Consider the following 25,591-nt stretch of genomic DNA (forward strand, 5'->3'; position numbering starts at 1 on the left):
ACGGGGCACCCCGCCCCTGAACACAATGGAGGACTCGTGGGAGTCAGCCTCAGCAAGGGCGGCAACGTATCGCTGAGCAAGGAGGCGCCGGGCCTGACCGCGGTCATCATCGGACTGGGGTGGGACGTCCGTACGACGACCGGCACCGACTTCGACCTGGACGCCAGCGCCATGCTGCTGAACAACTCGGGCAAGGTCGGCAGCGATGCCAACTTCGTCTTCTTCAACAACCTCAAGAGCCCGGACGGCTCCGTCGAACACACCGGCGACAACCTCACCGGTGAGGGCGAGGGCGACGACGAGCAGATCAAGGTCAACCTGGCCGGTGTCCCGGCGGACGTAGAGAAGATCGTCTTCCCGGTCTCCATCTATGACGCCGAGAACCGCCAGCAGTCCTTCGGCCAGGTGCGCAACGCCTTCATCCGCGTCGTCAACCAGGCCGGTGGCGCCGAGATCGCCCGTTACGACCTCTCGGAGGACGCCTCCACCGAGACGGCCATGGTCTTCGGCGAGCTGTACCGGCACGGTGCGGAGTGGAAGTTCCGCGCCATCGGCCAGGGCTACGCGTCGGGCCTGCGCGGCATCGCGCAGGACTTCGGCGTGAACGTCTGAGACGGCCACGCGGGCGGCGACGCCCGACCCGGGCCGCCCACCGCGGCCACACCGCCCGGCGCCGCACGGTTGACGTGCGGCGTCCGGGGGCGCCCCCTCTGGGGGAGTGCAGGACCACCTGAAGAACACCAACCGGAGGGGGACCAGCATCATGGGCGTCACGCTTGCCAAGGGGGGAAACGTCTCCCTGTCCAAGGCCGCACCCAACCTCACACAGGTGATGATCGGTCTGGGCTGGGACGCGCGCTCCACCACCGGAGCGGACTTCGACCTCGACGCCAGCGCGCTGATGTGCACCGGCGGCCGGGTCATGGGCGACGAGTGGTTCATCTTCTACAACCAGCTCAAGAGCCCCGACGGCTCGGTGGAGCACACCGGGGACAACCTCACCGGTGAGGGCGAGGGCGACGACGAGTCCCTGCTGGTCGACCTGCCCAAGGTGCCGCAGCAGTGCGACAAGATCGTCTTCCCGGTCTCCATCCACCTGGCCGACGAGCGGGGCCAGACGTTCGGCCAGGTCAGCAACGCCTTCATCCGCGTGGTGAACCAGGCGGACGGCCAGGAACTCGCCCGCTACGACCTGAGCGAGGACGCCTCCACCGAGACCGCGATGATCTTCGGCGAGCTCTATCGCTATCAGGGGGAGTGGAAGTTCCGTGCAGTGGGACAGGGGTACGCGTCGGGGCTACGGGGCATCGCTCTAGACTTCGGAGTCAACGTTTCGTAAAGCCGATCACGGCAGCGGGGGAGACCCGTTAACACACCTGGGGTAGCCAGTGGTTCTGAAAACCTTCGGCTGGTCGTTCGCGGTCACCGCGCTCGGCCTGGTCGCAGCGATCCTCTTCGGGGGGTGGACCGCCTTCGGAATCGTGGCGATCCTCTCGATCCTCGAGATCTCGCTGTCCTTCGACAACGCGGTCGTCAACGCCGGCATCCTGAAGAAGATGAATGCCTTCTGGCAGAAGATCTTCCTCACCATCGGCATTCTGATCGCCGTCTTCGGTATGCGGCTGGTCTTCCCCGTCGTCATCGTCGCCGTCAGCGCACAGCTCGGTCCGATCGAGGCGGTCGACCTCGCGCTCAGCGACAAGGACCGTTACCAGGAGCTCGTCACCGACGCCCACCCGGCGATCGCCGCGTTCGGTGGCATGTTCCTGCTCATGATCTTCCTGGACTTCATCTTCGAGGACCGGGAGATCAAGTGGCTCGGCTGGCTGGAGCGCCCGCTGGCCAAGCTCGGCAGGATCGACATGCTGTCGGTCTGCATCGCGCTCATCATCCTGCTGATCTCGGCCATCACCTTCGCCACCGAGGCCCACCAGCACGGCGGCGCGCACGTGGACAAGTCGAGCACGGTCCTGCTCTCCGGTATCGCCGGTCTGATCACCTACATGATCGTGGGCGGCCTCTCCGGATACTTCGAGGACAAGCTCGAAGAGGAGGAGGAACGCGAACACGAGGAGGAGGAGAAGGCCGAGCGCGAAGGCAAGCCACGCTCGGCGGTCGCCCTCGCCGGCAAAGCCGCGTTCTTCATGTTCCTCTACCTGGAGGTCCTGGACGCGTCCTTCTCCTTCGACGGTGTGATCGGTGCCTTCGCCATCACCAACGACATCGTCCTGATGGCGCTCGGCCTCGGCATCGGCGCCATGTACGTCCGTTCGCTCACGGTCTACCTGGTCCGCCAGGGCACCCTGGACGACTACGTGTACCTGGAGCACGGCGCGCACTACGCGATCGGCGCCCTGGCGATCATCCTGCTCGTCACGATCCAGTACGAGATCAACGAGATCATCACCGGCCTGGTCGGCGTCGTCCTGATCGGCGCCTCCTTCTGGTCCTCCGTGCGCCGCAACCGGGCGCTCGCGGCGGCGGAGGGAAAAGCGGACGAGAAGACTGAGGTCTCCTCCGGGGTGTGACAGCCCTCCGGGTGAGGAACGCTCTCGACGGGGCGGCCACCGAGGACCACTCCTCGGGGCCGCCCCGTCGGCCGTGCGCGGCACAGGCAGTGCCCGGCGGCCGGGGCGGGGGCCGACAAGCGGACTTGGGGCGGGAATGGGTTTCCTGGACGGACTGCGGCGCGGCAGCGAGAGCGCCTTCGACTCGGGCAACGCGTCCACCAACGCGATCGAGCTGACCAAACGGCACGCTCAGGTGTCACTGACCAAGCAAGGGGCGGCCACCGGCCATCTGCGGATCAATCTGAGCTGGCGGATGCGCACCTCCGACTTCGGCGGCCCCCAGCGGGAGAGCCTGCTGCGCCACCCCCTGAAGGCGCTCAAGCCCCCGGAGGTCGTCGGGCACAGCCAGTCCATGGTCAACGTCGACCTCGACCTCGGCTGTCTCTACGAGCTCCAGGACGGCACCAAGGGCGTGGTCCAGCCCCTCGGCGGCTTCCTCGGCGACGTCAACGCGCCGCCGTACGTCAAGCTCAGCGGCGACGACCGGTTCGGCTCGGCCTCCGGAGAGACGATCTACGTCAATCTCGACCACCGCGAACAGATCAAACGCCTGCTGGTCTTCGCGTACATCTACGACCAGACGCCCGCGTTCGACCGGACGCACGCCGTTGTCACGCTGTTCCCGAGCAACGGCCCGCGGATCGTGATCGGCCTCGACGAGCGCCATCCACAGGCCCGCTCCTGCGCGGTGGTGATGATCGAGAACGTCAAGAACGAGATCGTCGTCCGCCGCGAGGTGAAGTTCGTGTACGGCTTCCAGGCGGAGCTGGACCGGCTGTACGGGTGGGGACTGCAGTGGGGCAGGGGCTTCAAGAGCAAGGCCGAGCGCTGAGCGGGCCTTGGTTCAGGGTGCCGGTGTCCGTCAACGCCCGATGAACTGCGGCCCCTGCGGCGGAAGCCGGAAGTCCGGGTCGGGGGACGCGGGCGCCGGCGGCGGGAAACCGTAGCCCGACGGGTCCCCCGCGGCGGCGGCCGTGGCGGGCACGGGCGGGTAGCCGTAGGCGGGCCGGCTCGTCGGCTGCGGATAGCCGTAGGCCGGCTGAGTGGCTGGGGGCTGCTGCGTCGGATAGCCGTACGCGGGCTGGGCCGGCACCCCCGCCGGCTGCTCGGGCGGCAGCGGCCGGGACACCTCGGGGGCCGGCGGCACCAGCGGGGCCTGCGGCTGGGTCAGGGCCTCGGGGGAGGACGCGTCGGCCTGCTCCTGGGTCCCCGTCGTGGCGGGCGCCTGCTGGGTGGCGTCGGCCGCGTCGGGCTCCTGCGCCTCCTCCACCGAGATGCCGAAGTCGGTCGCCAGGCCCACCAGTCCGTTCGAATAGCCCTCACCGAGCGCGCGGAACTTCCAGCCGTCCCCGCGCCGGTACAGCTCACCGCAGATCAGCGCCGTCTCCTGGCCGGTCTCCGGCTTGATGTCGAAGGAGGCCAGCGCCTCCCCGTCGGCCGCCTGCGCGTCGTACAGCAGGATGCAGAGACCGCGTACGCGGTCGAAGGCGACGCCGTCCGCCGACGCCACCAGCAGAATCCGGCCGACACCGGACTCGACCCCGGCGAGGTCCGTCTGGATCGTGTCGGTCAGGCCGTCGGCGACCCGCTTCTTGCCCAGCCGCCACACCTTCCCGGAGGGGTGCCGGGGCTGGTTGTAGAAGACGAAGTCCTCGTCGGAGCGCACACGGTCGTCGAGGCCGAGGAGCAGGGCGGAGGCGTCGACGTCGGGCACCCCCTGCCCGGGCGACCAGCGCAGCACGGCACGTACGGTGGTGGCCTCGAGAGGGACGTTCGACCCCTTCAGCATCGCGTGCGTCATGTGGTCATCCTGCCTTCTCCGTCCTGGTCACGACAATGCGGGGGTTGGAGCCGACACAGCCGGTTACCTGAAGTTCATCCCCGGCGGGGAACCGCCGACATGGATCTCTACGTACTATTACCGGCCACCTTCCGACACATTCCACTGAGGCCACGGGGGAGTTCAATGCGTCATTTCGGGCACATCGCCTCTGTTGTGCGGAAACGTCTCTTCTATCGGGAGCCTGGGGAGTTCACGCAGGACTCCCCGGCCCGGCTGCTCTCCGCCGCCCTCGGTGCCACGCTCTACAGCCCCGCGACCAGGCCCCGGCTCGCCGAGGACGTCGTCAAGCAGGGCGGACGCGGAGTGGTCTCGATGGTGCTGTGCCTGGAGGACTCCATCAGCGACGCCGACGTCATCGCCGGCGAGGAGAACCTCGTACGCCAGTTCGCCGAGCTCGCCGCCGGGCCCGGGGCCGACCTGCCGCTGCTGTTCGTCCGCGTCCGGGTCCCGGAGCAGATCCCCGACCTCGCCCGGCGGCTCGGCCCCGCCGTCCGGCTGCTGTCCGGATTCGTACTGCCGAAGTTCACCGCCGAAAGCGGCCTGCCCTTCCTCGAGGCGCTCACCACCGCCGAGGCCGAAACCGGCCACCGGCTGTTCGCCATGCCGGTCCTGGAGTCCCCCGAGCTGCTCTACCGCGAGTCCCGCGTGGAGACGCTGGAGGGCATCTTCCGCGCCGTCGACAAGTACCGCGACCGCGTCCTCGCCCTGCGCCTCGGCGTCACCGACTTCTGCTCCTCCTACGGGCTGCGCAGGGGCCCGGACATCACGGCGTACGACATACAGGTCGTCGCCTCCGTCATCTCCGACGTGGTGAACATGCTGGGCCGGGCCGACGGCACCGGGTTCACCGTGACCGGGCCGGTCTGGGAGTACTTCCGGGTCCAGGAGCGCATGTTCAAGCCGCTGCTGCGGCAGAGCCCCTTTCACGGGGTCCAGGCCGTCGCGCTGCGCGAGAAGCTGATCGAGCACGCCATGGACGGCCTCCTCCGCGAGATCTCCCTCGACCGGGCCAACGGCCTGCTCGGCAAGACCGTCATCCACCCCTCCCACGTGCTGCCGGTGCACGCGCTGTCCGTGGTCAGCCACGAGGAGTACAGCGACGCCCAGGACATTCTGCGTCCGGAACGCGACGGCGGGGGTGTACTCAGATCGGCGTACACGAACAAGATGAACGAGGTGAAGCCGCACCGCGCCTGGGCCGAGCGGACCCTGCTGCGGGCCGAGGTCTTCGGAGTGGCCAACGAGGACACGGGCTTCGTGGAGCTGCTCGCGGCGGGGCTGGGTGACTGACCGGGATGGAGAAGGCAGTGAACACATGGTCCGGCAGCTGGGTCACGCGGCGGCTCGGGGTCGAGCTGACCGGCGACGAGAGCCTGCCCGACCTGCTGGGACTGGCGCTGCGCCGCAACCCCAAGCGGGCGCACCTGCTGGTGTCCAACGTCCTCGGCAAGCACGTACCCCAGTCGCCGTCCGTCGTGTACGGCCACGGTGTCGCGCTCGGCCGCAGGGTGCGGGAGCTGCTGGGCGACGCGGCGGCCGACGCGGTCGTCCTCGGCTACGCCGAGACCGCCACCGGGCTGGGGCACTGTGTCGCCGACGGTCTGGGCGCGGCGCCGTACCTGCACTCCACGCGCCGCCCGGTCGCGGGGACGGCCATGGCCGGGGGCTTCGAGGAGTCCCACTCCCACGCCACCTCGCACCTCCTGCTCCCTCAGGACCCGCTCCTGCTTGCCGGGGACGGGCCGCTGGTCCTGGTCGACGACGAGTTCTCCACGGGCAACACGGTGCTGAACACCGTGCGCGATCTTCATACGCGGTATCCGCGGACCTGGTATGTCGTGGTCGCCCTCGTCGACATGCGCTCGCCCGCGGACGCGGGGCGGCTGGAGGCGTTCGCCCGTGAGATCGGGGCGCGCATCGACCTGGTGACGACGGCGTCGGGCACGGTGCGGCTGCCGGACGGGGTCCTGGAGAAGGGCATGGAGCTGGTGGCGCGCTACGAGAGTGCCACGGACGGTGGCGAGGCGGCTGCGGGTGTGTCGGGGTTGGTCGCGCAGTTCCCCGCGGGTGACGTGCGTCGGCCTGGAAGCGCCGGGGATGGGGCGGTCGCGCAGTTCCCCGCGCCCCTGGAGGGGGAGGCCGGTGCCGCGGATGGGGGTGCCACGGACGGTGGCGGGGCGACTGCGGGTGCGTCGGGGGCGGTCGCGCAGTTCCCCGCGCCCCTGGGTGGGTCGTCCGAGCGTCGGCCTGGAAGTGCCGGGGAGCATCGGCATCCTTCAGGGGCGCGGGGAACTGCGCGACCAGCCACCGACGGCCCGCACCCGGACGACAGGCCGACGCACGTCACCCGCGTGGACCTGCGCTGGCCCACCGGCCTCCCCGACGGCGGACGCCACGGCTTCACCCCCGCCCACCGAGCCCGCCTCGAACACGCACTCCCCGCCATGGCGGCCCGCCTCGCACGCGCACTCCCCGCCACGGCCCACCGCGTCCTCGTCCTCGGCTTCGAGGAGCTGATGTACGCCCCGCTCCGCCTCGCCACCGAGCTGGAGCGGACCACCGGCACCGACGTGCGCTTCTCCACCACCACCCGCTCACCCGTCCTCGCCGTCGACGACCCCGGCTACGCGATACGCACCCGCCTGGTCTTCCCCGCCCACGACGACCCCGCCGACGGCCCCGGCGAGCGCTACGCCTACAACGTCGCGGGCGGCGGTTTCGACGCCGTCGTCGCCGTCGTCGACTCGGCCGCCGACACCCCCGCACTGCACGCACCCGACGGCCTGCTCGCACGGCTGGCCGCGCACACCCCCCAGGTCCTCCTCGCGGTCGTACCGTCCTACATACCCGCGGCCCAGGACGCCCCCGAAAGGCCCGCCACCATGCTGCCCGAGCCCCTCAGAGGCCCCGCCTTCTCCTCGTACGCTCCCGAGGAGGTCGGCTGGCTGCTCCAGGACCTCTCGGACGTGACGCTGGAGGCGCCGACCGAGGAGCGCGAGGAGGCCATCCAGAGCGGCGGCGCCCACTACGCCGAGTCGCTGCCCGTGGAGTACCAGCCCAGCGAGCAGTACCAGGAGCTCTTCCACGCGGCCCTCAAGGAGTCGGCGGACCGGCTGGCCCACGCGGTGGGCGTGGTCACCGAGACCGTCCTCGCCGAACGGTCCCCCCGCCCGGTACTGGTCTCCCTGGCCCGCGCGGGCACCCCCGTCGGCATCCTGATGCGCCGCTGGGCCCAGTACCGTCACCGGCTCGACCTGCCGCACTACGCCGTCTCCATCGTCCGCGGCCGGGGCATCGACGCCAACGCGTTGCGCTGGCTGGCCGCCCACCACGACCCCCGGGATGTCGTGTTCGTCGACGGCTGGACCGGCAAGGGCGCCATCACCCGCGAACTCGCCCAGGCGATCCAGGAGTTCGAGAAGACCCAGGGGGTCACCGGCTTCGACCCGGAGATCGCGGTCCTCGCCGACCCCGGCTCCTGCGTACGCACCTACGGCACCCGCGAGGACTACCTGATCCCGTCCGCCTGCCTCAACTCCACCGTCTCCGGCCTGATCTCCCGCACCGTCCTGCGGGCCGACCTGGTCGGCCCGGACGACTTCCACGGCGCCAAGTTCTACCGCGAACTCGCCGGCGCGGACCTGTCCGTGGCGTTCCTGGACGCCGTCTCCGCCCGCTTCCCGGACGTCGCCGGCACGGCCTGCGCCGAGGCCAAGGAGCTTCTCTCCGCCGACCGCACCCCCACCTGGGAGGGCTGGGCCGCGGTCGAGCGCATCAGCGAGGAGTACGGCATCCACGACGTGAACCTCGTCAAGCCGGGCGTCGGCGAGACCACCCGGGTGCTGCTGCGCCGGGTGCCCTGGAAGGTGCTGGCCCGGGCCGGAGCCGGCAGCGACCTCGACCATGTCCGCCTCCTCGCCCGGCAGCGGGGCGTCCCCGTCGAGGAGGTCGACGGACTTCCGTACACCTGCGTGGGGCTGATCCACCCCCGCTACACCCGGGGCGCGACCGGCGCCGACGGCAGGGCGGTGACCCGCTGATGTCCGTCATCGTCGCCAGCGACCTCGACCGCACCCTCATCTACTCCGCCGCGGCCCTCGCCCTGACCATGCCGGACGCGCGGGCGCCGAGGCTGCTGTGCGTGGAGGTCCACGAGAGCAGGCCCCTGTCCTACATGACGCAGACTGCGGCCGAGCTCCTCACCGACCTCGGGGACGAGGCGGTGTTCGTCCCCACGACGACCCGCACCCGCAAGCAGTACCAGCGCATCAACCTGCCCGGCCCGCCGCCCGCGTACGCGATCTGCGCCAACGGCGGCCACCTCCTCGTCGACGGCGAGACGGACCGGGACTGGCACGCCCGGGTGCTCGCCCGGCTGGCCGACGAGTGCGCCCCGCTGGCCGAGGTGCAGGAACACCTGCTGCGAACCGCCGACCCGGTGTGGGTGCGCAAGCACCGCGTCGCCGAGGACCTGTTCGCCTACCTCGTCGTCGAGCGCGAGCTGCTGCGCGAGGAGTGGGTGAAGGAACTCGCGGTGTGGGCGGAGAACCGCGGCTGGACGGTGTCCCTCCAGGGCCGGAAGATCTACGCCGTGCCCAAGCCGCTGACCAAGAGCGCGGCCATGCGCGAGGTCGCCCGCCGCACCGGCGCCCGCCTCACCCTCGCCGCCGGCGACTCCCTCCTCGACGCCGACCTGCTGCTCGCCGCCGACCAGGGCTGGCGCCCCGGCCACGGCGAACTCGCCGAGGCCGACTGGACGGCCCCGGCGATCAGGGCCCTGCCCGAGCGGGGCGTGCTGGCCGGGGAGCGCATCCTCCGCGAGTTCCTGCGGACGGTCCGCACGCCGCGGTGACCGGGGCAGCTGAAGGGCTCAAGTGAGCCTGAAGCCGGCTTGAGCCGGCCCGTCAGCCGCAGCAGCCACCGCCACAGCAGCCGCCACCACCGCCGCCGGCGGAGGGGGCCGGGGCCGCGGCGGAGGCGGTACCGCCCACCGCGACCGTGGAGAGGAGCTTGACCGTGTCGTCGTGACCGGACGGGCAGGCCGCGGGCGCGGAGGACTCCGCCATGGGGCGGCTCAGTTCAAAGGTGTCGCCGCAGGTCCGGCAGCGGTATTCGTAGCGAGGCATGGGCACAGGCTAACCGGGCCGGCCCGCGCCGGTCAGTGGGCGGCGCCGCCGCGTTCCTCGCGGATCAGGGCGACCACACGGCTCACCGTCGTCCGTACCGCCTCCGTCTCGGTCAGGAAGTGCCAGTAGTCGGGGTGGCGACCCTCCAGACCGGCGACGGCCCGCTCCAGCCGGGCCACGGCGTCGTCCAGGGGACGGGCGTGGCGCGGGTCGGGGGTGGTGCGGCCGGCCATCGCCAGACGCTGGGCGTCCCGGATGGCGAAGCGCGTGCGCTCGATCTCCTGCTCCGGGTCCTTCTGCACGGCGTTCAGCTGCCGCAGCCGGTCACCGGCGGCCGACACGGCCTCGTCGGTCGTGTTCAGCAGCGCCCGCGCGGTCGACAGCAGCGCGGTCGCGTCCGCCCAGCGCTGCTCCTTGCGGGCGGCTCCGGCCTCGGCGAGCCGCTCCTCGGCCCGGGCCAGGTTCTCGGCGGCCACCTCCGGCACGTTCTGCAGGTCCTGCCAGCAGGCGACGGTGAACCGGCGGCGCAGTTCGCTCAGCACCGGTTCGACCTGTTCGGAGCGGGTGGTGAGGGCCTGGGCGCGGGTGCGCAGGGAGACCAGCCGGTGGTCGACCTCGGCGGCCCGCTCCGGCAGGCGCTCGGCCTCCACGCGTACGCCCTGGGCCTCGCGCGTGACCCGTTCGGCCCGCTCCAGGGTCTGGGGCACGCCGTGCTGCCCGGCGCCCTGGTTCAGCTTGGTGAGCTCCGGGGAGAGCGCGGCGAGCCGGGCGGCGAGGTCGTCGGCCCGCAGCCCGGAGCCGCGGGCGGTGTCGAGGGCGTTGGAGGCGGCGAGCAGCGACTGCCGGGCGCGTTCGATGGAGGGCGCGAGCCGGGCGAGCTGGGTCTCGGCCTTGCCGAGGAGGGAGCCGAGTCCTTCGGCGAACCGGTCGAGGTCCTGTCTGACCCGCTCCAGCTCTTCCTTTGCGGCGGTCAGTTCGGCGCGGGCCTGCGAGGCCGCCGAGGCCTCCAGGTCATCCCGGTCGAGGTCATGGGCGTCGACGGCGGCGATGTAGCGGTGGCTGGCCTCGTCGATGCGCCGGCCGAGCTCCTCGAAGTCGGAGACGGCGCGGCGGGCGGCGGGGGAGGAGTCGACCGCGTTGATCGTCTCGATGGAGATCAGCAGGTCGCGCTGCGCGGTGTCGAGGTCGTAGAACGCGGCCGCCGCCGCGTCCTTGGCGGCCTGCGCCTCCGCCCGCTGGTTCTCGGCCCGTCCTCCGAACCAGCGCCGGGTGCCGCCGCCGGCGAACGCGGCGGGCAGCACCAGCGCGGCCACCAGCGGCAGCCCCACGAGCGCGAGCGCGTCCCGCAGGGGGCCGGGAGCCCGGCGGGGTCGTCGCCCCTGCGGACGGGGGGACACGGCATGACGTATGCGAGACAGATGAGGCAGGTGAGGCACACGAGACTTCGACGGCGAGTACGGCCGTGCTGGTGTCGCCGTCACATCCCTCTCCCGTACTGTCGTTCGCCCTGCCCGGTGCCATTCTCCCACCGGTGAAGGACGAACACACGGGCCCGTCAGTTCGCCGTGCGGACCGTGAGTCTCCCGTCGCCGGTGCGCGCGGTCACCCGGTGGGCGCTGGAGTCGTCGCGGGGCACCGACACGTCCTCGGCGCCGTCACCGGTGTCGGTGTCCACGCGGTAGCCGGCCCGGGGCAGGTCAATGGTCAGGGAGCCGTCACCGGTGCGGGACTCGACCAGGTCCGGTACGACGCCGAGTTCGAGATGGACCGAGCCGTCGCCGGGCCGGGCGCGCACCGTGCGCGAGGTGACCTCGGCGCGCACCGAACCGTCGCCGGTGCGCAGCTCGAGCGGGCCGCTGGAGTCCGTGACCCGGACCGAGCCGTCCGTCGTGCGGATGCTGAGCGCGTCGCGGAAACCGCGCGCCCGCACGCTGCCGTCCTTGTCCTCCACCGTGACCGCGACGCCGTGGGGCACCTCGATGCGGTGCTTGGTGGAGCAGTCGGCGACGACGCCCGAGCACCTCTCGCGCAGCACCAGCCGGTCGCCGTCCATGGACCAGGTGACCTCCGGGTCCGTGCCGAGGGCGACGGTGCCCTGGAACCACCGGGTGACCTTGATCTTCCCCGAGGGAGTGTGGTCGGCCGCGACGATCTCGAGGGCGGAGTCGTCGGAGTCGATGGTGAGGGTGGTGCCGGGCAGGTCGAAGGTCCGGTGGTCGGGATGGTCGTCCTCGGCGGCGGATGTCCCGCAGGCGCTCAGGCCGGCGACGAGCACCACGGCCGCCCCGGCGAGGGCGAGCGGGCGTCGCTTGTTTGTGCGGGACGTGCGGGTCATGACGGTCTCCCCCTGGGACGGACGGTGGCGCTCCGAGCCGTGTTCGAGCGCAGTCGAACCGTACGGACGGGGGGTCCGGCGGGGGATCCGGGCCGCTACCGGATCCGGGGTGGGGGTATCCCCCCGACACGGTGTGCCGGACCGTGTCCCGGGGCATGTAGGCTGTCGACTCGACCTGGGCGCGCGGCCCGGGCCTCGGGTGCGTAGCTCAGGGGTAGAGCGCCTGCCTTACAAGCAGGATGTCGGCGGTTCGAAACCGTCCGCGCCCACCGTGGGACAAGGCCTCCGGATCCTCTCCGGGGGCCTTTGCCGTGCCGTCGTCGTTGTCCGTTTCTCCCCCTACGGGGACTCCTCCGCGCCCTGCGCCGCGTCCTCGTGGGCGTGCTTCAGCCCGGAGCGGGCGTGAATCCGGTCGGAGCCGGTGAGTTCGGACCAGTAGCGGTGAGTGCTGATGAACACGGCGAGTTCGTGCTCCCGCCGTCGCAGCTTCTCCACCTCGGCCTGTTCGTCCTCGGTCCAGCCGGGCGAGGCGGGGCGTTCGATCTTGCGCCAGCCGTTGTCGTCGCTGAACCCGTCGAGGGGTTCGACCGACCAGGGGAGCCGCTTCAGCAGGGCCGACAACTCGGCCCGGACCTGATGCAGTTCCTCCTGACCGGCGAGGAGGTCACTCGGAAAGTCATAGGTCGCAGCCACGGGCCAATGATACGCCTGTTCGATTTTGGGTGGCGAGTTACTTGGGGTCTCCGGGCGGGGTTGTTCATCCGATCGTGGCCCTACTGGGGCCGGGCGCGTCAGAATGGGGGCATGTGCCGGAGTATCAAGACGCTGCGTCCGCCCGTGCTGCCCGAGGAGGCGACGGAGGAGGAGATCCGGGCCGCCGCTTTGCAGTACGTGAGAAAGGTGTCCGGGTTTCGGGCGCCGGCGGCCCACAACCGTGAGGTGTTCGACCGGGCGGTGGAGACGATCGCGGAGGCGACGGCGGAGCTGCTGGATGGTCTGGAGATCCGCGGGGCGGCTGCGCGCCGGGTGGCAAGCTAGCTGCGGGCTGCCGCTGCGGTAGGTGCGCTGGCGGTGCGCCTACCCGTGCCGCCCTGGTTGCGCTGGGCCGGGGGGTGTTGCGCAGCCCGGCGTTGGCGGGGTGCCGCTGCGCCCACCCGTGCCGCCCCAGCGGCACGACTGCCCGCAGCTGGGGCGGTTGCGGCGCGCCCACCGGTGCCGCTTCAGTGGCACGACTGCCCGCGGCTGGGGCGGTTGCGGCGCGCCCACCGGTGCCGCTTCAGTGGCACGACTGCCCGCGGCTGGGGCGGTTGCGGCGCGCCCACCGGTGCTGCCTCAGTGGCACGACTGCCCGCGGCTGGGGCGGTTGCGGCGCGCCCACCGGTGCGGCCTCAGTGGCACGACTGCCCGCAGCTGGGGCGGTCCCCGCGCCCGCGGCTGGGGTGGTTATGAAGGCTGGGGTTTGCGGCGCATCAGGAAGCCTGCGGCTGTGCCTGCTGCGAACAGGGCGCCTACCGATACCGCCGTCGCCAGCCACGTCGCGCCCAGCCACTGTGCGCCGAAGTAGCCGAGGGCCACGCTGTACGTGGCCCAGGACAGGCCCGCGACGGCGGACCAGGGCAGGAAGTCGCGTGCGCGGTGGCGTGCGGCGCCTGCGCCGAGGGAGACGACCGAGCGGCCGGCCGGAGCGAACCGGGCCAGGACGACCAGCGCGCCACCGCCCCGGGCCAGCGCGGCGCCGAGACGTTCCTGCGCCCTGCTCAGCCGCCGGGAGCGGGCGATGGCCCGGTCCAGACGGGGGCCGCCGCGCCAGGCGAGCCGGTAGGCGACCAGGTCACCGAGGACGGACGCGGTGGCGGCGCAGAGCGTCAGCACCAGGATGTCGGGCACATCGGTCGCCGTCCCCGCGGCGGCGGCCGTGGCCGCGGTGATCACCAGCACCCCGCTGGGCAGGACCGGGAGGAACACGTCGAGCAGGACCGACAGGGCCACCACCGCATAGATCCATGGGCTGCCGAGCAGCGACCCCAGACTCTCCACCCGTACTCCCCGTTATGCCCCCGTGGGCCCCAACCGTGCCGCGCTGTCGCGGAGGGGGCGGCAGAGGTGGCAGGAGTGGCCGATGACAGCCATACAGCGTACGCCCGGTAAGTGACGGAAGGGTCACGAGGGGTTCGGGGGGCGGGGGTTCAGGGCCGGAGTTTCCCCGGCTGCCGTGCGGCTCATCCGCTCAGCCGGGTCTCCGTCACCCTCTTGAGCCGCACCCCGGTCTCCTCGCGCCGGGCCAGCTCCAGCCGCAGCACCGCCGAACGCCCCTCCGTCGCCAGCGTCATGAGCTGGTTGCCGAACCACGGCCCGCCCGTCTTGCGCCAGCCGACCGCGGGCCGGCCCAGACCGCCGTGCCGCGCGAACACGCGCCCGAGCCCCCGGGCGACGGCGCTCCAGCCGAAGCGGAAGCCGAGCCTTAGCGACAGCGGGATGGAGTTGTGCACCGGCGAGCAGGTCAGCTGCACGACCCGGGCGTCCGGTGCCGCACGCCCCGGCCAGTCCGGCTCGGCGATGTACGCATGATGGACGTCTCCGGAGAGCACGCACACCGTCGCCGGCGCCTCCGGCCCCGTACCGGCCTCGGCGATCAGGTCCGCCAGCTCGTCGAACGACTCCGGGAAGGCGGACCAGTGCTCCAGGTCCGCCCCGCGCCGCAGCTTCTCCCCGAGCCGGGCCCAGCGCGGGCCCTTGTCGCCCCGGCACAGCACGGAGCTCCACGCCTCGACGTCGTGCACGAGGTGGGGCAACAGCCAGGGCAGGGACGTACCGATGAGCAGATGGTCGTACGAACCCCGTCCGTCGAAGACCTGTTCGCGCAGCCAGGCGGCCTCGGAGCGGTCCAGCATCGCGCGCCGGCCCTCCTCCAGGACGCGGGCCGCGCGGCTGTCCACCATCAGCAGCCGTACCCGGCCGAAGTCGCGCCGGTAGCTCCAGCGCATGGCGGTCGCGTCCGCCTCCGCCGCGGCGGCGAAGGCGCGCAGCGCGTCGGTGCCGTCGGGGTTCTCCCTGACGGACCTGTAGACCGGATCGGTCTCCAGGTCGGCGGGGGAGAGGTTGCCCAGGTGCTGATGCACCCAGTACGACATCAGACCGCTGAGCAGCCGCTCCCGCCACCACGACGTGGCCCGCATGTCCTCGACCCAGGAGGCGGAGGTGTTCCAGTCGTCGATGATGTCGTGGTCGTCGAAGATCATGCAGGTGGGCACGGTGGACAGCAGCCAGCGCACCTGGGGGTCGAGCCAGGACTCGTAGTAGAGGTGGGTGTACTCCTCGTAGTCCGCCACCTGGCTGCCCGGCGGGTCCTTCAGGTCGCGGCGGGCGGCGAGCCACTTCCGCGTGGCCTCGGAGGTCTCGTCGGCGTACACCTGGTCGCCGAGGAGCAGCAGGACGTCGGGCCGCTCGCCGTCCGGGTCGGCGGCGATGCGCTTGGCCAGCGCGTCCAGGGCGTCGGGTCCGACGGGGTCGGGCTCGCCCGTGGGCGGGGAGGCCCAGCGGCAGGAGCCGAAGGCGATGCGCGTCCGTTCGTCGGAGCCCGGGGTGGCGATCACGGACGGCGGGAACGACGGGAACGGGTCCTGGGGCAGCGGCCACACCCGGGTGCCGTCGAGGAACACCTCGTACGGGGTGGACGTGCCCGGGGTGAGGCCGGTGACCTGGACGAGCGCGTAGTGGTGGCCCGCGATCTGGAAGGTGCCGGCCGTTCCGCCGGGTCCGTCGGGACAGCGCACCTCCACGGTGCCCGGGCGGCCGGTCTCCACCCAGACGGTCGCGGACGAGCCGTCGACGTACCTCAGCAGTGGTCCGAGCCGCAGTCCGGCCATGGTGCCCCCTTCCTCCGTCGCCCCGTACGGTACGCAGCGACGGAGGCCGCCGGGGAGATTTGTGCACCCGGCAGTTGGCGGGGCGCGTCAGCAGCCGGCCAGGTACCCCTGCAGGGCGGACTTCTCGGCCGAGTCGACCGACAGGTCGTAGTAGTACTTCACCTGCACCCAGGCCCTCACGTAGGTGCAGCGGTAGGCCGAGCGCGACGGCATCCAGGTGGCCGGGTCCTGGTCGCCCTTGGCCTGGTTGACGTTGTCCGTGACCGCGAGGAGCTGCGGGCGGGTCAGATCGTTGGCGAAGGACTGGCGCCGCGAGGTGGACCAGGCGCCGGCGCCGGAGTCCCAGGCCTCGGCGAGCGGCACGAGGTGGTCGATGTCGACGTCGGAGGCGGCGTACCAGGTGGCGCCGTCGTAGGGGGAGTACCAGCTGCCGCTGGTGGCGTAGCAGGAGGAGTCGGTGCTCACATTGGAGCCGTCGCGCTTGAGGACCGTCTCGCGGGTGTTGCAGCTGCCGCTGATGGTGATCCAGTGCGGGAACAGGTCCCGGTTGTAGCCGGTGCGGTTCTCGGTGCGCACGTCGAGGCTGGCCAGGTAGCTGCGGGCGGTGGCGGCGCTGACCGGGGTGGGGAGGGCGGCGGAGGCGGTCGGGCCGTTGAACAGGCCGACGGAGGCTATGAGTCCGGTGAGCGCCGCGACTATGCTGAGCCGTCGACGCGCGTAGAACTTCGGCATGCGAACTCCCTTGTGGGGTGGGGCTGTTGGCGTGCGGGCAGGGCAAGGCTCGCCAGGCCGCGTTGCCGGGAGGGGTGGATCCGGTAAGAAACTAATGACGCGCTCATGACACGTCTATGGTTGAGACGTGAAGTTTCCGCGTACGAAAGTCCGTGCGGGCCTCGCGTACCATGGACGGCGCAGAAGGGGAGTAGCTCTTCGCCGGACCGTCGACATACTGCTCAGCCCGCCTGAGCCGGCGCCCGGAGGCAGGCCTCACGGCGTGGGGCCGGCCGGCGAGACCTTCGGCAAGCAGTGCACGCCCGTGCCGCACGGCACGGGTGCCGTGTGTGCTGCCGTGCCGAGGTGTCCCGTGGAAACGCACAGCACTCTCGGTGGGGCAGCCCCGACCGATTGAGGAACCGTTGATCAGCCTGACCGTGACGGCCGTCGTCTTCGGCGTCGTCTTCCTGGCCGAACTCCCCGACAAGACCGCGCTCGCCGGTCTCGTCCTCGGCACCCGCTACCGCGCCTCGTACGTCTTCGCCGGTGTCGCCGCCGCCTTCGCGCTGCACGTCGCGCTCGCCGTGGCGGCCGGGAGCGTGCTCACGCTGCTGCCGCAGCAGCTCGTGCACGCGCTCACCGGTGTGCTCTTCCTGGGCGGCGCGGCGATGCTGCTGTTCAAGAAGGACGAGGACGAGCAGGAGGTCCGCAGGCCGGAGAACCAGTCCTTCTGGAAGGTCTCCGGGGCCGGATTCATGCTGATCCTCGTCGCCGAGTTCGGTGATCTGACGCAGATCATGACGGCCAACCTCGCCGCCCGCTACGACGACCCGCTCTCCGTGGGCCTGGGTGCGGTGCTCGCGCTGTGGTCGGTGGCGGCGCTCGGCATCATTGGCGGAAAGGCGCTGATGAAGCGGGTTCCGCTGAAGCTGATCACGCAGATCGCGGCGCTGCTGATGCTGGGCCTCGGGGTGTGGAGCCTGTGGGAGGCGATCGCCGTCTGACGCGAGACGGTGGCGCGATGCCCGGGTTATTTTGTACCGTGGATAAACAAAGTGGCTCCCGCCCGTTTCCTGACGGCGGGCGGGGCCGCCTTGTCCCCCTGTCGCACTGCCCCACGCTCCTTGGAGTTGCCGATGACGGCCACCGCCGTACTCACCGCCCGCGCCCTCCTGCTGGACATGGACGGCACCCTCGTCAACTCCGACGCCGCCGTCGAACGCGTCTGGCGGCGCTGGGCCGGCCGGAACGGGCTCGACGGGGACGAGGTCATGAAGGTCGTGCACGGGCGCCAGGGCTACGCCTCCATGGCTCTGCTGCTGCCCGACCGGCCCGTGGAGCAGAACTACGCCGACAACGCCCGCATGCTCGCCGAGGAGACCGCCGACACCGAGGGCGTCGTCGAGGTGCCGGGCGCCCGTGACTTCCTCGCCTCCCTCGCGGGCCTGCCGCACGCCCTCGTCACCTCCGCCGACGTCGCCCTCTCGACGGCGCGGATGGCCGCCGCCGGACTGGCACAGCCCGAGGTGCGTGTGACGGCGGAGTCCGTCGGCGCCAGCAAGCCCGACCCCGAGGGCTTCCTGAAGGGCGCGGCGGAACTCGGCGTCGACCCGGCCGACTGCATCGTCTTCGAGGACTCCGCCGCGGGCATCGCCGCAGGCCGCGCAGCCGGCATGCGCGTCGTGGGCATAGGCCCCCGCGCCGGCCTCCACGCCCCGGACGCGGTCGTACGCGACCTGACCCAGGTACGCGTCGAACCCACCCCCGACGGCACAATCCGCCTGCACATCACGCAGTAACCCCCGAACGGACGCCCACTGCACCCACCTCAGGGGCGCGGACGGGTTCACCTGTGCCTTTGAGCGGGCGTCCACTGCACCCACCTCAGGGGCGCGGGGAACTGCGCGACCGGCCCCCACCGGCCCGCAGGCTTCCGCGTGCCCATCGGGGCCACCCGGGCCTTTGATCGGGCGTCCACTGCACCCACCCCAGGGGCGCGGGGCACTGCGCGAACAACCCCCCACCGGCCCGCAGCCGTCCCCGCAACAGAACCCCTACGGCTCCCGAGTCTCCGACTCCAGCCGGGTCCGGCTCTCCGGGCCGTACACGCCCAGCTCCTCGCGGATACCGCGGGACCACTGATACGTGCGCAGGGCGTCTTCCACGCGGCGATTGAACTGGCCGTGGATCTCGTCGTTGTACAGGTAAAGCTCGTGCAGACGCTGCTGCAACTCCACGACCTCCCCACCCCGGTCACCCCGGCGCAGCACCGGCACGGTCTCGTCGCCGTCGTCCTCCCCCGCGTCCTCGGGAGCCGCCGCGGAAGCGGAGGACGTCGGGGTCCCGGACGGCTCGGCCCGGTCCGACGGCGTCGGCGAGGCGCTGGACGTGGACGGCGACGCCGAGGCCGAGGCACTCGCGCTCGCCGACGGGGAGCCGGCCGGCGAGGCTGACGGCGTCGCCGCGGCGGAGGACCCACTGGCCGTCGGCTCGTCGGACGGCGCGTCCGACGACGGGTCCGGGACACTCGCCCGGACCTCCTCCGGCGCCGCACTGTTGCGGGAGGGCGTGTCGTAGGAGAACATCCCGCTCGCCCACCCCGCCGCGCCCACCACGATGACGACGGCCCCCGCGACCGCGAACAGCGCGCCCCGGCGACGCCGGCCCGGCGGCACCCCCTCGAGACCCTGGAAACCCTCGGGACCGGCCGCGCCGCTCACCCGTGCGATCGGCTGGGTCGCATGGAACAGGTCCAGGTCCATGGCGCTCGGCCGCGTAGTCGACGGCCCCAGGGGCGTCGGCAGCGCGGCCCCCGCGCCGGGCGCCTCCTGCGGCACCACCGCACGCAACGGCATCGTCTCGTCTGGCGCCCCCGAGGCGCCTGGACCCGCCGCGCCGGGACCCCCCACGGCAGGGACGGGCGAGTCGTCCCTGGACGCCCCCGCCGTATCCGCCACCTCCGCCTCTGACGACCCGTCCGGCGTATTCCGCGCAGTCCCCCCGTCCAGCTCGACATACGGCCGGATACGCAGCGGATCGAAGTCCTCCGCCGCCGCGGCCTCCGCCGTACGCGCGTCGCGGAGGGCGTCGGACGCACGCGTCGTGCACGTGCAGGAAGGCGTGTTGTCCGGGTTCCTCGGCGCACCGCATTCCGGGCACGGGTTTCCGTTCGGCTGCTCCACGTGTGGTCCCTCCCCTCGCGAACTCCAGAGATTATGCAGATCTTCTTCACAGCCCGGCCCGCGCGCCCCCCGGAACGCGACCTTCCGGCAGGACTCAACAGGCCATAGCAGGTCAAACACACCACGATGGACGGGGAACCAGAACCTGTGGAGGTCTTCATGGCCGGCGACGCGCACGGTACGGCGCCGAAGGTGAGCGACGCACAGCCCCCACCCCCCACCGGCCCGCCGGCCGCCGCCGGCGGCGGCCACCGCGGGCAGGTGTCCGGCAACGTCCTCTTCTCGATTGGCGCCCTGCTCCTCGGCCTGCTCCTCGCCGCCCTCGACCAGACCATCGTGTCCACCGCGCTGCCCACCATCGTCAGCGACCTGGGCGGCCTCGAGCACCTGTCCTGGGTGGTCACCGCCTATCTGCTGGCCTCAACCGCCGCCACCCCGCTCTGGGGCAAACTCGGTGACCAGTACGGACGTAAGAGGCTCTACCAGACCGCCATCGTGATCTTCCTGGCGGGCTCGGCGCTGTGCGGGGCCGCGCAGGACATGACGCAGCTGATCGGGTTCCGCGCGCTCCAGGGACTGGGCGGCGGCGGACTCATCGTGCTGTCCATGGCGATCGTCGGCGACCTCGTCCCGCCCCGGGAACGCGGCCGCTACCAGGGCCTGTTCGGCGCGGTGTTCGGCGCGACGAGCGTGCTCGGGCCGCTGCTCGGCGGAGTGTTCACCGAGCACCTGAGCTGGCGCTGGGTGTTCTACATCAACCTGCCCGTCGGGATTGTCGCGCTCGCCGTCATCGCGGCGGTGCTGCACATTCCGCGCCGGAAGACCAAGCACGCCATCGACTACCTCGGCACCTTCCTCATCGCCTCCGTCGCCACCTGCCTGGTCCTGATCGCGTCCCTCGGCGGCACCACCTGGGGCTGGGGCTCGCCCCAGGTCGTCGTGCTTGCGGTGCTCGCCGTCGTACTCATCGTCGCCTTCGTGGCCGTCGAACGCCGGGCCGCCGAACCCGTACTGCCGCTGAAGCTGTTCCGGGTGCGCACCTTCACCCTCTCGGCTGTCATCAGCTTCATCATCGGCTTCGCCATGTTCGGCGCGATGACCTATCTGCCGACGTTCCTCCAGGTGGTGCACGGCATCACCCCCACCATGTCCGGTGTGCACATGCTGCCGATGGTGGCCGGCATGCTGCTGTCCTCCACCGCCTCCGGCCAGATCGTCAGCCGCACCGGCCGCTGGAAGGTGTTCCCGATCGCGGGCACCGCCGTCACCAGCCTCGGACTGCTGCTGCTCCACCAGCTCGACGCGCACAGCTCCACGGCGGTGATGAGCACCTTCTTCTTCGTCTTCGGCCTCGGACTCGGCCTGGTGATGCAGGTCCTCGTGCTGATCGTGCAGAACGCCGTCCCCTACGAGGATCTCGGCGTCGCCACCTCAGGCGCGACCTTCTTCCGCTCCATCGGCGCCTCGTTCGGCGTCGCCATCTTCGGCACGGTCTTCGCGAGTCGCCTCGGCGACGAACTCACCGCGGCCCTTCGGGGCAGGGACCTTCCGCCCGGCGCGCTGGAGGCCGACCCGCGCGGCATCGCGTCCCTGCCGCCCGCGCTGCGCCCGCCGGTGCTCGACGCCTACTCCACTGCCATCACCGACGTCTTCCTGTACGCCGTACCCGTCGCCCTTCTCGGCTTCGTGCTGGCCTGGTTCCTCAAGGAGGACCGGCTGCGCGCGTCGGTCACCGCGCCGGACCTGACCGAGACGCTGGCCAGCAACCCCGTGGAGCGCTCCTCCTACGACGAGGTGTGCCGCGCGCTGTCGGTGCTCGGCACCCGGGAGGGACGGCGTGAGATCTACCGGAAGATCACCGAGCGCGCGGGCTACGACCTGCTGCCCGCCGCGAGCTGGCTGCTGCTGCGGATGAGAAAGCACGGCTCGGTCGAACCACCCCGGCTCGCGGAGCGCAACCCGGTGCCGCTGAGCGTCGTCCTGGAGGCCACCCGCCAGGTGGAGATCCGGCACCTCGCGGTGCGCCGGGGCGTCGACATGGTGCTGACCGACGAGGGCCGCGAGGTGGCCGAACGGCTGGCGCGGGCCCGGGAGGAGTCCCTGGCCGAACTGCTCGGCGACTGGTGGGGGCCGGACCGCCCGACGGACCTGGTGCAGCTGGTGCACGAGCTGAACGACGAGCTGTGCGGCTCCCGCGGGGAACGCCCGCATGACGAGACCGCGGTGATGCCGGCCGGCTGAGGTCTCAGCCGAGCCGCTTGGCGAACCAGTGCTCGGCGTACGGATCGTCGTTGTGCGGTGCGGTCTCGGTGTAGCCCAGCCGGGCGTACAGGGCCCGCGCCTCCACGAGGTCACCGCGCGTGTCGAGGATCATCCGGGTCGCGCCCGCCGCGCGCGCCGCGTCCTCGGCGGCCCGCACCAGCGGTCCCGCCCCGCCCCTGCCCCGCATCCCCTCGTACAGGAACACCCGGGTCAGCTCGGCGGTCGCGCCGTCCAGCAGCCGGAATCCCGCACTCCCGGCCGGCTCACCCGCGTACCGGGCGACCAGCAGCCGCCCCCGCGGCGGCGCGAGGTCGGCGCCCGTCCGGGCGGCGATCTCCCGCTCCAGCTCCTCCGGATCGGTCCGTCGCCCCTCGTGCAGCAGATACCAGCGGTCGCTGACCTCCGTGTAGTACGCCCGCCAGAGCGCGACGGCGACGGGCGAGTCATACGGTTCCGGCGCGACGGTCCAGGTCATACGTGCATTCTCGACGCCCCGTACGCCGGCCACGCAAACGAATTCCTTCGAGGCACCCCTGTCATGCCGGGCTGGACAACCCCCTAAGGGGCGCGGGGAACTGCGCGCCCAGCCACCCACCTACCCGCACCCGGCGCTGAACAGAACCACCCGTGGGGCCCCGGCCCATGCCGGGCTGGACAACTCTCTAAGGGGCGCGGGGAACTGCGCGCCCAGCCACCCACCTGCCCGCACCGGGCGCTGAACAGTGATGCCTGCGCCGCGCAGTTTGTGCGCGGGGCATCGGGCAACCCGGAGGGGGAACCGGCTCGCGAGGAGTGCCGGTCCGGTTGAGAACGCGGAAGGCATCCATGTCCACTGGCCTGATCATTGCGTTGATCGTAATTGTCGCGGTCGTTGTCGCCGTCGCGGCCGTACTGACCCTGCGTGCCCGCGGCCCGCGGCACCGCACGAGCCTGAAGCGGCGCTTCGGGCCCGAGTACGACCGTGCCCTGGCCCGTCACGACGGGGACACCAGGGCCGCCGAGCGGGAGCTCGCCGAGCGCGTGGAGCGCCACGGCGACCTGCGCGAACGGCCGCTTGAGCCCGCCGAGCGCGAGCGGTACGAGGCGCGCTGGACGGCCGCCCAGGAGCGGTTCGTCGACGCGCCGCACGACGCCGTCGCCGAGGCGGACCGGCTGATCGCCGAACTCGCCGGCGCCCTCGGCTTCCCCGCCGACGGGCACTACGAGGACCAGCTCGCCGCGCTGTCCGTGCACCACGCCCACCACGTCGAGGGCTACCGGCGCGTGCACCGGGTGGCCCAGGCGCGCGCGAACGGCGCCCAGGACGCCGGCGCGGGCACCGAGGAGATGCGCGAGGCCATGGTCGAGGCCCGCACGCTGTTCGAGGAGCTGGTCCGTCCCTCCCGGCACGACGGCCGCCACCACCGCACCGACGGCGACCGCACGGCCCCGGCCGCCCGGCGCGGCCACCGCACACCGTCCCTGCTCCACCGACGCCAGGCGAAGGAGAGCTGAACGACATGTCCGACCTGACCCGACGCCCCGGCGACACCCCGCCCGTCGAGAGCACCCGGGACCCCGGCGCCGACACGCGCCGTACCGCCTCCGGGGCCGACGGCCCGCCGGCCGCCGCGCAGCCCGAGAGCACCCGCACCGCCCCCGACACCGGCCCCGGCGCCGACAGCCCGTCGGTCGCAGGGACCGTTACAGGTCACGGTGCGGGTGGGGAGCACCGTGTCCTCCCGCCTGACGACACCGACAAGCTCGCCGCGCAGTTGCAGCACGCCGTGGCCGGGTTCGTCGACGCGCCGCGTGATGCCGTACAGGAGGCCGATCATGTTCTGCGGGAGCTGACCGAACGCTTCACCGAGGCCGTGACCGAACGGCGCCGCAGCCTGCGCCGGTCCTGGCAGACCCCCGACACCATGGACCCCGGCGACGGGCCGCATGTCGCGGCGACCGACACCGAGCAACTGCGCCTCGCCCTGCGGGACTACCGCCAGCTGGCGGAACGGCTGCTCGGCGTCTGAGTCTCAGCCGGCCCGGCGCTCCCGCCACTGCCGTACGACGTCCTCGACGTCGTACGGCTTCTTGCCCAGCGGGGGCCCGGGCGGCGGCTTGAACATCATGTCGCTGATCTTGGCGTTGATCTCCGTGAGAATCTTCCGGACGATCCGCTCCGACGGTGCCGCGAGGGCCGCCTCCAGCGCGTCCTCCGCCTCCTTGCGCAAGGCCAGCGTCGGCGGCAGCACCGAGAACCCCTCGCGGGCCATCTTCCGCTTGACCCACCACAGTTCGTCGTAGGTGCTCTCGACCTCGGGGGGAAGTGGCTTGCCCACCCCGGTCAGCTGATCGAACTCGCCGCGCGCGTCCGCATCGCGGATCTGCTTGTCGACCCAGCTTTCGAAGTCGACGCCGGGTGGCTTTCGCTCGGTCATGTGTTCATTGTGCCGGACGCCACGCAGTTGGGCGTTTTATCATTCGGCGGCGGCGAGCCGATCCGGCCGCCGTGCAAGGGCCCTCCTCGGCCCGCAGGACGTCTCAGGAGGAGCACAGGTGCTCGAACTCACCATGGCCGCGGTGTCCGCGGAGGAAGCGGGTGCCACGGCGGGCATGCTCATGGCCGACGCGCCGAGCCAGCCGGGCGCCGTGCTGCGGGTGGGCCGGGACAAGTCACTGTGCCGGCTGTCGACGCCGGACGACTGGCTGTTCGTCTCGCGCGTCCACCTGGAGTTCAGCTGCGCACAGGACGGCACCTGGCACCTGACCTGGCTGCGCGGATCCCTGCCCGAGCCCTCCTCCGAGGTCCGGCTGACCATCGGTGAGTACGCCCACCCGGTCGCCTACGGCGGCACCGTCCCGCTGCCCCGGGGCGGCAGCGGCGAGGTCGTCATCCACGACCGCACCGCCCCGCGCAGCGTCAACGTGGGCTTCTACCACGAGGTCTGAGACGGCAGCCGTGGCGCTCACGCCAGCACGCGTGCCAGCGCGAACCCGTCGTAGCCCTTGGTGCCGACGGTCTGGATCGCCGTACCCGTCAGCCGGGGGTGGGTGCCGATCATGTCGAGGGCGGCGCGGGTGCCCACCACGTCGGGGTCGGTGTTGTCCGGATCGGCCACCCGGCCGCCCCGGGTGACGTTGTCCAGCACGATCAGGCTGCCCGCGCTGGTCAGCCTGAGCCCCCACTCCATGTAGCGCGGGTTGTTCATCTTGTCCGCGTCGACGAAGACCAGGTCGAACGGCGGCGGGTTCTCGTCCGCCAGCCGGGGCAGCGACTCCAGCGCCGCCCCCACCCGGACCTCCACCTGCTTGTCGAGTCCCGCGCGGGCGATGTTGCGGACGGCGACCTCGGCGTGCCGTGGGTCGTACTCCAGGGTGACCAGCCGCCCGTCGGCGGGCAGGGCCCGGCCCATCCAGATGGCGCTGTAGCCGCCGAGCGTGCCGATCTCCAGGATGTTCCGGGCGCCTTGCATCTGGGCGAGGAGATGGAGCAGCTTGCCCGCGGGCGGGGAGACCGAGATCGGCGGGAGCCCGGCCGCGTGGCTGTCACGCAGCGCCGCGGCCAGGGCATCGTCGTGGGCATCGGTCACGACGTGGTCGGCGATGTAGTCGTCCACCGTGCGCCAGACCTGCGAGTCGCTCATGCGCCTGCACCTTCCGTACGACTAGTTAGTCTGTCTAACCAGTGACGCTAGAACATACGCCGCGCGTCCG

Annotated in this window: 26 protein-coding genes and 1 tRNA gene; 15 read left to right on the forward strand and 12 right to left on the reverse strand. The window is 71.8% G+C overall.

The genetic code is table 11. The features are described from left to right. Positions 1-36 precede the first annotated feature (36 nt). The 4 genes from AB0L56_RS16445 to AB0L56_RS16460 all read left to right on the forward strand — a co-directional run bounded on the left by AB0L56_RS16445 (position 37) and on the right by AB0L56_RS16460 (position 3,402). Positions 37-612, forward strand: coding sequence for a TerD family protein (locus AB0L56_RS16445; RefSeq protein WP_361022634.1), 576 nt, complete (start codon positions 37-39; stop codon positions 610-612). Between the two features lie 151 nt (positions 613-763). After that, positions 764-1,339 carry a TerD family protein gene (locus AB0L56_RS16450; protein WP_361022631.1) on the forward strand — a complete coding sequence of 192 codons (576 nt, stop codon included), beginning with the start codon at positions 764-766 and terminating at the stop codon, positions 1,337-1,339. 49 nt (positions 1,340-1,388) lie between these two features. Next, complete coding sequence (locus tag AB0L56_RS16455) at positions 1,389-2,528, forward strand: DUF475 domain-containing protein (protein WP_365423894.1); 1,140 nt, start codon at positions 1,389-1,391, stop codon at positions 2,526-2,528. 136 nt (positions 2,529-2,664) lie between these two features. Next, on the forward strand, positions 2,665-3,402 hold the full coding sequence (locus AB0L56_RS16460) for a Tellurium resistance (protein WP_361022625.1): 738 nt from the start codon (positions 2,665-2,667) through the stop codon (positions 3,400-3,402). Between the two features lie 30 nt (positions 3,403-3,432). Here AB0L56_RS16460 and AB0L56_RS16465 read toward each other — a convergent pair whose 3' ends face one another. Beyond that, positions 3,433-4,371: a TerD family protein gene (locus AB0L56_RS16465; RefSeq protein ID WP_365423898.1), complete on the reverse strand. Its 939-nt coding sequence runs from the start codon at positions 4,369-4,371 to the stop codon at positions 3,433-3,435. 165 nt (positions 4,372-4,536) lie between these two features. Here AB0L56_RS16465 and AB0L56_RS16470 point away from each other — a divergent pair, with 165 nt between their 5' ends. The 3 genes from AB0L56_RS16470 to AB0L56_RS16480 are packed head-to-tail and all read left to right on the forward strand — an operon-like array spanning position 4,537 to position 9,265. Beyond that, a complete protein-coding gene (locus tag AB0L56_RS16470) occupies positions 4,537-5,703 on the forward strand; it encodes an HpcH/HpaI aldolase/citrate lyase family protein (RefSeq protein ID WP_365423901.1) in 1,167 nt (388 codons plus the stop codon). A gap of 5 nt (positions 5,704-5,708) precedes the next feature. Beyond that, positions 5,709-8,453, forward strand: coding sequence for a phosphoribosyltransferase (locus AB0L56_RS16475; protein ID WP_365423904.1), 2,745 nt, complete (start codon positions 5,709-5,711; stop codon positions 8,451-8,453). Continuing rightward, a complete protein-coding gene (locus tag AB0L56_RS16480; RefSeq protein ID WP_361022614.1) occupies positions 8,453-9,265 on the forward strand; it encodes an HAD family hydrolase in 813 nt (270 codons plus the stop codon). Before AB0L56_RS16475 ends, AB0L56_RS16480 begins: the two co-directional genes overlap by 1 nt. Positions 9,266-9,317: 52 nt before the next feature. Here the strand turns inward: AB0L56_RS16480 and AB0L56_RS16485 are convergent, their stop codons facing one another. From AB0L56_RS16485 to AB0L56_RS16495, 3 genes are all read right to left on the reverse strand, one after another. Continuing rightward, positions 9,318-9,539: a zinc ribbon domain-containing protein gene (locus AB0L56_RS16485; RefSeq protein WP_190165986.1), complete on the reverse strand. Its 222-nt coding sequence runs from the start codon at positions 9,537-9,539 to the stop codon at positions 9,318-9,320. 32 nt (positions 9,540-9,571) lie between these two features. Beyond that, entirely contained in the window at positions 9,572-10,936 is a 1,365-nt protein-coding gene (locus AB0L56_RS16490) for a hypothetical protein (RefSeq protein WP_365423909.1), read from the reverse strand. Positions 10,937-11,094: 158 nt separating this feature from the next. After that, positions 11,095-11,874 carry a DUF4097 family beta strand repeat-containing protein gene (locus AB0L56_RS16495; RefSeq protein ID WP_365423912.1) on the reverse strand — a complete coding sequence of 260 codons (780 nt, stop codon included), beginning with the start codon at positions 11,872-11,874 and terminating at the stop codon, positions 11,095-11,097. A gap of 197 nt (positions 11,875-12,071) precedes the next feature. Here AB0L56_RS16495 and AB0L56_RS16500 point away from each other — a divergent pair. Next, a tRNA-Val gene (locus AB0L56_RS16500) sits at positions 12,072-12,143 on the forward strand. A 70-nt stretch (positions 12,144-12,213) separates the two neighbouring features. Here the strand turns inward: AB0L56_RS16500 and AB0L56_RS16505 are convergent. Next, complete coding sequence (locus AB0L56_RS16505) at positions 12,214-12,567, reverse strand: hypothetical protein (protein ID WP_361022584.1); 354 nt, start codon at positions 12,565-12,567, stop codon at positions 12,214-12,216. Positions 12,568-12,678: 111 nt separating this feature from the next. Here AB0L56_RS16505 and AB0L56_RS16510 point away from each other — a divergent pair, with 111 nt between their 5' ends. Next, positions 12,679-12,912, forward strand: a complete 234-nt coding sequence (locus tag AB0L56_RS16510; protein ID WP_361022581.1) for a DUF2277 domain-containing protein — start codon at positions 12,679-12,681, stop codon at positions 12,910-12,912. Positions 12,913-13,317: 405 nt separating this feature from the next. On the opposite strand, the gene AB0L56_RS16515 is transcribed toward AB0L56_RS16510, so the two are convergent. The 3 genes from AB0L56_RS16515 to AB0L56_RS16525 all read right to left on the reverse strand — a co-directional run bounded on the left by AB0L56_RS16515 (position 13,318) and on the right by AB0L56_RS16525 (position 16,472). Continuing rightward, a complete protein-coding gene (locus AB0L56_RS16515) occupies positions 13,318-13,911 on the reverse strand; it encodes a VTT domain-containing protein (protein ID WP_361022578.1) in 594 nt (197 codons plus the stop codon). A gap of 182 nt (positions 13,912-14,093) precedes the next feature. Then, positions 14,094-15,740: an alkaline phosphatase D family protein gene (locus tag AB0L56_RS16520; protein WP_365423917.1), complete on the reverse strand. Its 1,647-nt coding sequence runs from the start codon at positions 15,738-15,740 to the stop codon at positions 14,094-14,096. Positions 15,741-15,827: 87 nt separating this feature from the next. Next, on the reverse strand, positions 15,828-16,472 hold the full coding sequence (locus tag AB0L56_RS16525; protein ID WP_365423920.1) for an HNH endonuclease family protein: 645 nt from the start codon (positions 16,470-16,472) through the stop codon (positions 15,828-15,830). Between the two features lie 404 nt (positions 16,473-16,876). On the opposite strand from AB0L56_RS16525, the gene AB0L56_RS16530 reads away from it, so the two are divergent. After that, a complete protein-coding gene (locus AB0L56_RS16530) occupies positions 16,877-17,458 on the forward strand; it encodes a TMEM165/GDT1 family protein (protein WP_365423923.1) in 582 nt (193 codons plus the stop codon). Positions 17,459-17,590: 132 nt separating this feature from the next. Beyond that, positions 17,591-18,253 carry an HAD-IA family hydrolase gene (locus AB0L56_RS16535; protein WP_365423926.1) on the forward strand — a complete coding sequence of 221 codons (663 nt, stop codon included), beginning with the start codon at positions 17,591-17,593 and terminating at the stop codon, positions 18,251-18,253. A gap of 255 nt (positions 18,254-18,508) precedes the next feature. Here the strand turns inward: AB0L56_RS16535 and AB0L56_RS16540 are convergent, their stop codons facing one another. Beyond that, a complete protein-coding gene (locus AB0L56_RS16540; RefSeq protein WP_365423929.1) occupies positions 18,509-19,309 on the reverse strand; it encodes a peptidoglycan-binding domain-containing protein in 801 nt (266 codons plus the stop codon). A 486-nt stretch (positions 19,310-19,795) separates the two neighbouring features. Here AB0L56_RS16540 and AB0L56_RS16545 point away from each other — a divergent pair, with 486 nt between their 5' ends. Further along, entirely contained in the window at positions 19,796-21,877 is a 2,082-nt protein-coding gene (locus AB0L56_RS16545; RefSeq protein WP_365424156.1) for an MFS transporter, read from the forward strand. A 4-nt stretch (positions 21,878-21,881) separates the two neighbouring features. Here the strand turns inward: AB0L56_RS16545 and AB0L56_RS16550 are convergent, their stop codons facing one another. Continuing rightward, a complete protein-coding gene (locus tag AB0L56_RS16550) occupies positions 21,882-22,373 on the reverse strand; it encodes a GNAT family N-acetyltransferase (protein ID WP_361022557.1) in 492 nt (163 codons plus the stop codon). Between the two features lie 350 nt (positions 22,374-22,723). On the opposite strand from AB0L56_RS16550, the gene AB0L56_RS16555 reads away from it, so the two are divergent. Together AB0L56_RS16555 and AB0L56_RS16560 are read left to right on the forward strand one after the other, a co-directional pair. Next, positions 22,724-23,392 carry a hypothetical protein gene (locus AB0L56_RS16555; protein ID WP_365423933.1) on the forward strand — a complete coding sequence of 223 codons (669 nt, stop codon included), beginning with the start codon at positions 22,724-22,726 and terminating at the stop codon, positions 23,390-23,392. Between the two features lie 5 nt (positions 23,393-23,397). Further along, complete coding sequence (locus tag AB0L56_RS16560) at positions 23,398-23,907, forward strand: hypothetical protein (RefSeq protein ID WP_365423935.1); 510 nt, start codon at positions 23,398-23,400, stop codon at positions 23,905-23,907. Between the two features lie 3 nt (positions 23,908-23,910). On the opposite strand, the gene AB0L56_RS16565 is transcribed toward AB0L56_RS16560, so the two are convergent. Continuing rightward, positions 23,911-24,315, reverse strand: a complete 405-nt coding sequence (locus AB0L56_RS16565; protein WP_365423938.1) for a DUF1992 domain-containing protein — start codon at positions 24,313-24,315, stop codon at positions 23,911-23,913. A gap of 118 nt (positions 24,316-24,433) precedes the next feature. Between AB0L56_RS16565 and AB0L56_RS16570 the strand changes: the two genes are divergently transcribed. Beyond that, entirely contained in the window at positions 24,434-24,826 is a 393-nt protein-coding gene (locus tag AB0L56_RS16570) for a hypothetical protein (RefSeq protein WP_365423941.1), read from the forward strand. Between the two features lie 17 nt (positions 24,827-24,843). On the opposite strand, the gene AB0L56_RS16575 is transcribed toward AB0L56_RS16570, so the two are convergent. Further along, entirely contained in the window at positions 24,844-25,521 is a 678-nt protein-coding gene (locus tag AB0L56_RS16575) for an O-methyltransferase (protein ID WP_365423944.1), read from the reverse strand. Between the last annotated feature and the right edge of the window lie 70 nt (positions 25,522-25,591).

It is taken from the genome of Streptomyces sp. NPDC052079, assembly GCF_040680275.1.
Lineage (GTDB): Bacteria > Actinomycetota > Actinomycetes > Streptomycetales > Streptomycetaceae > Streptomyces.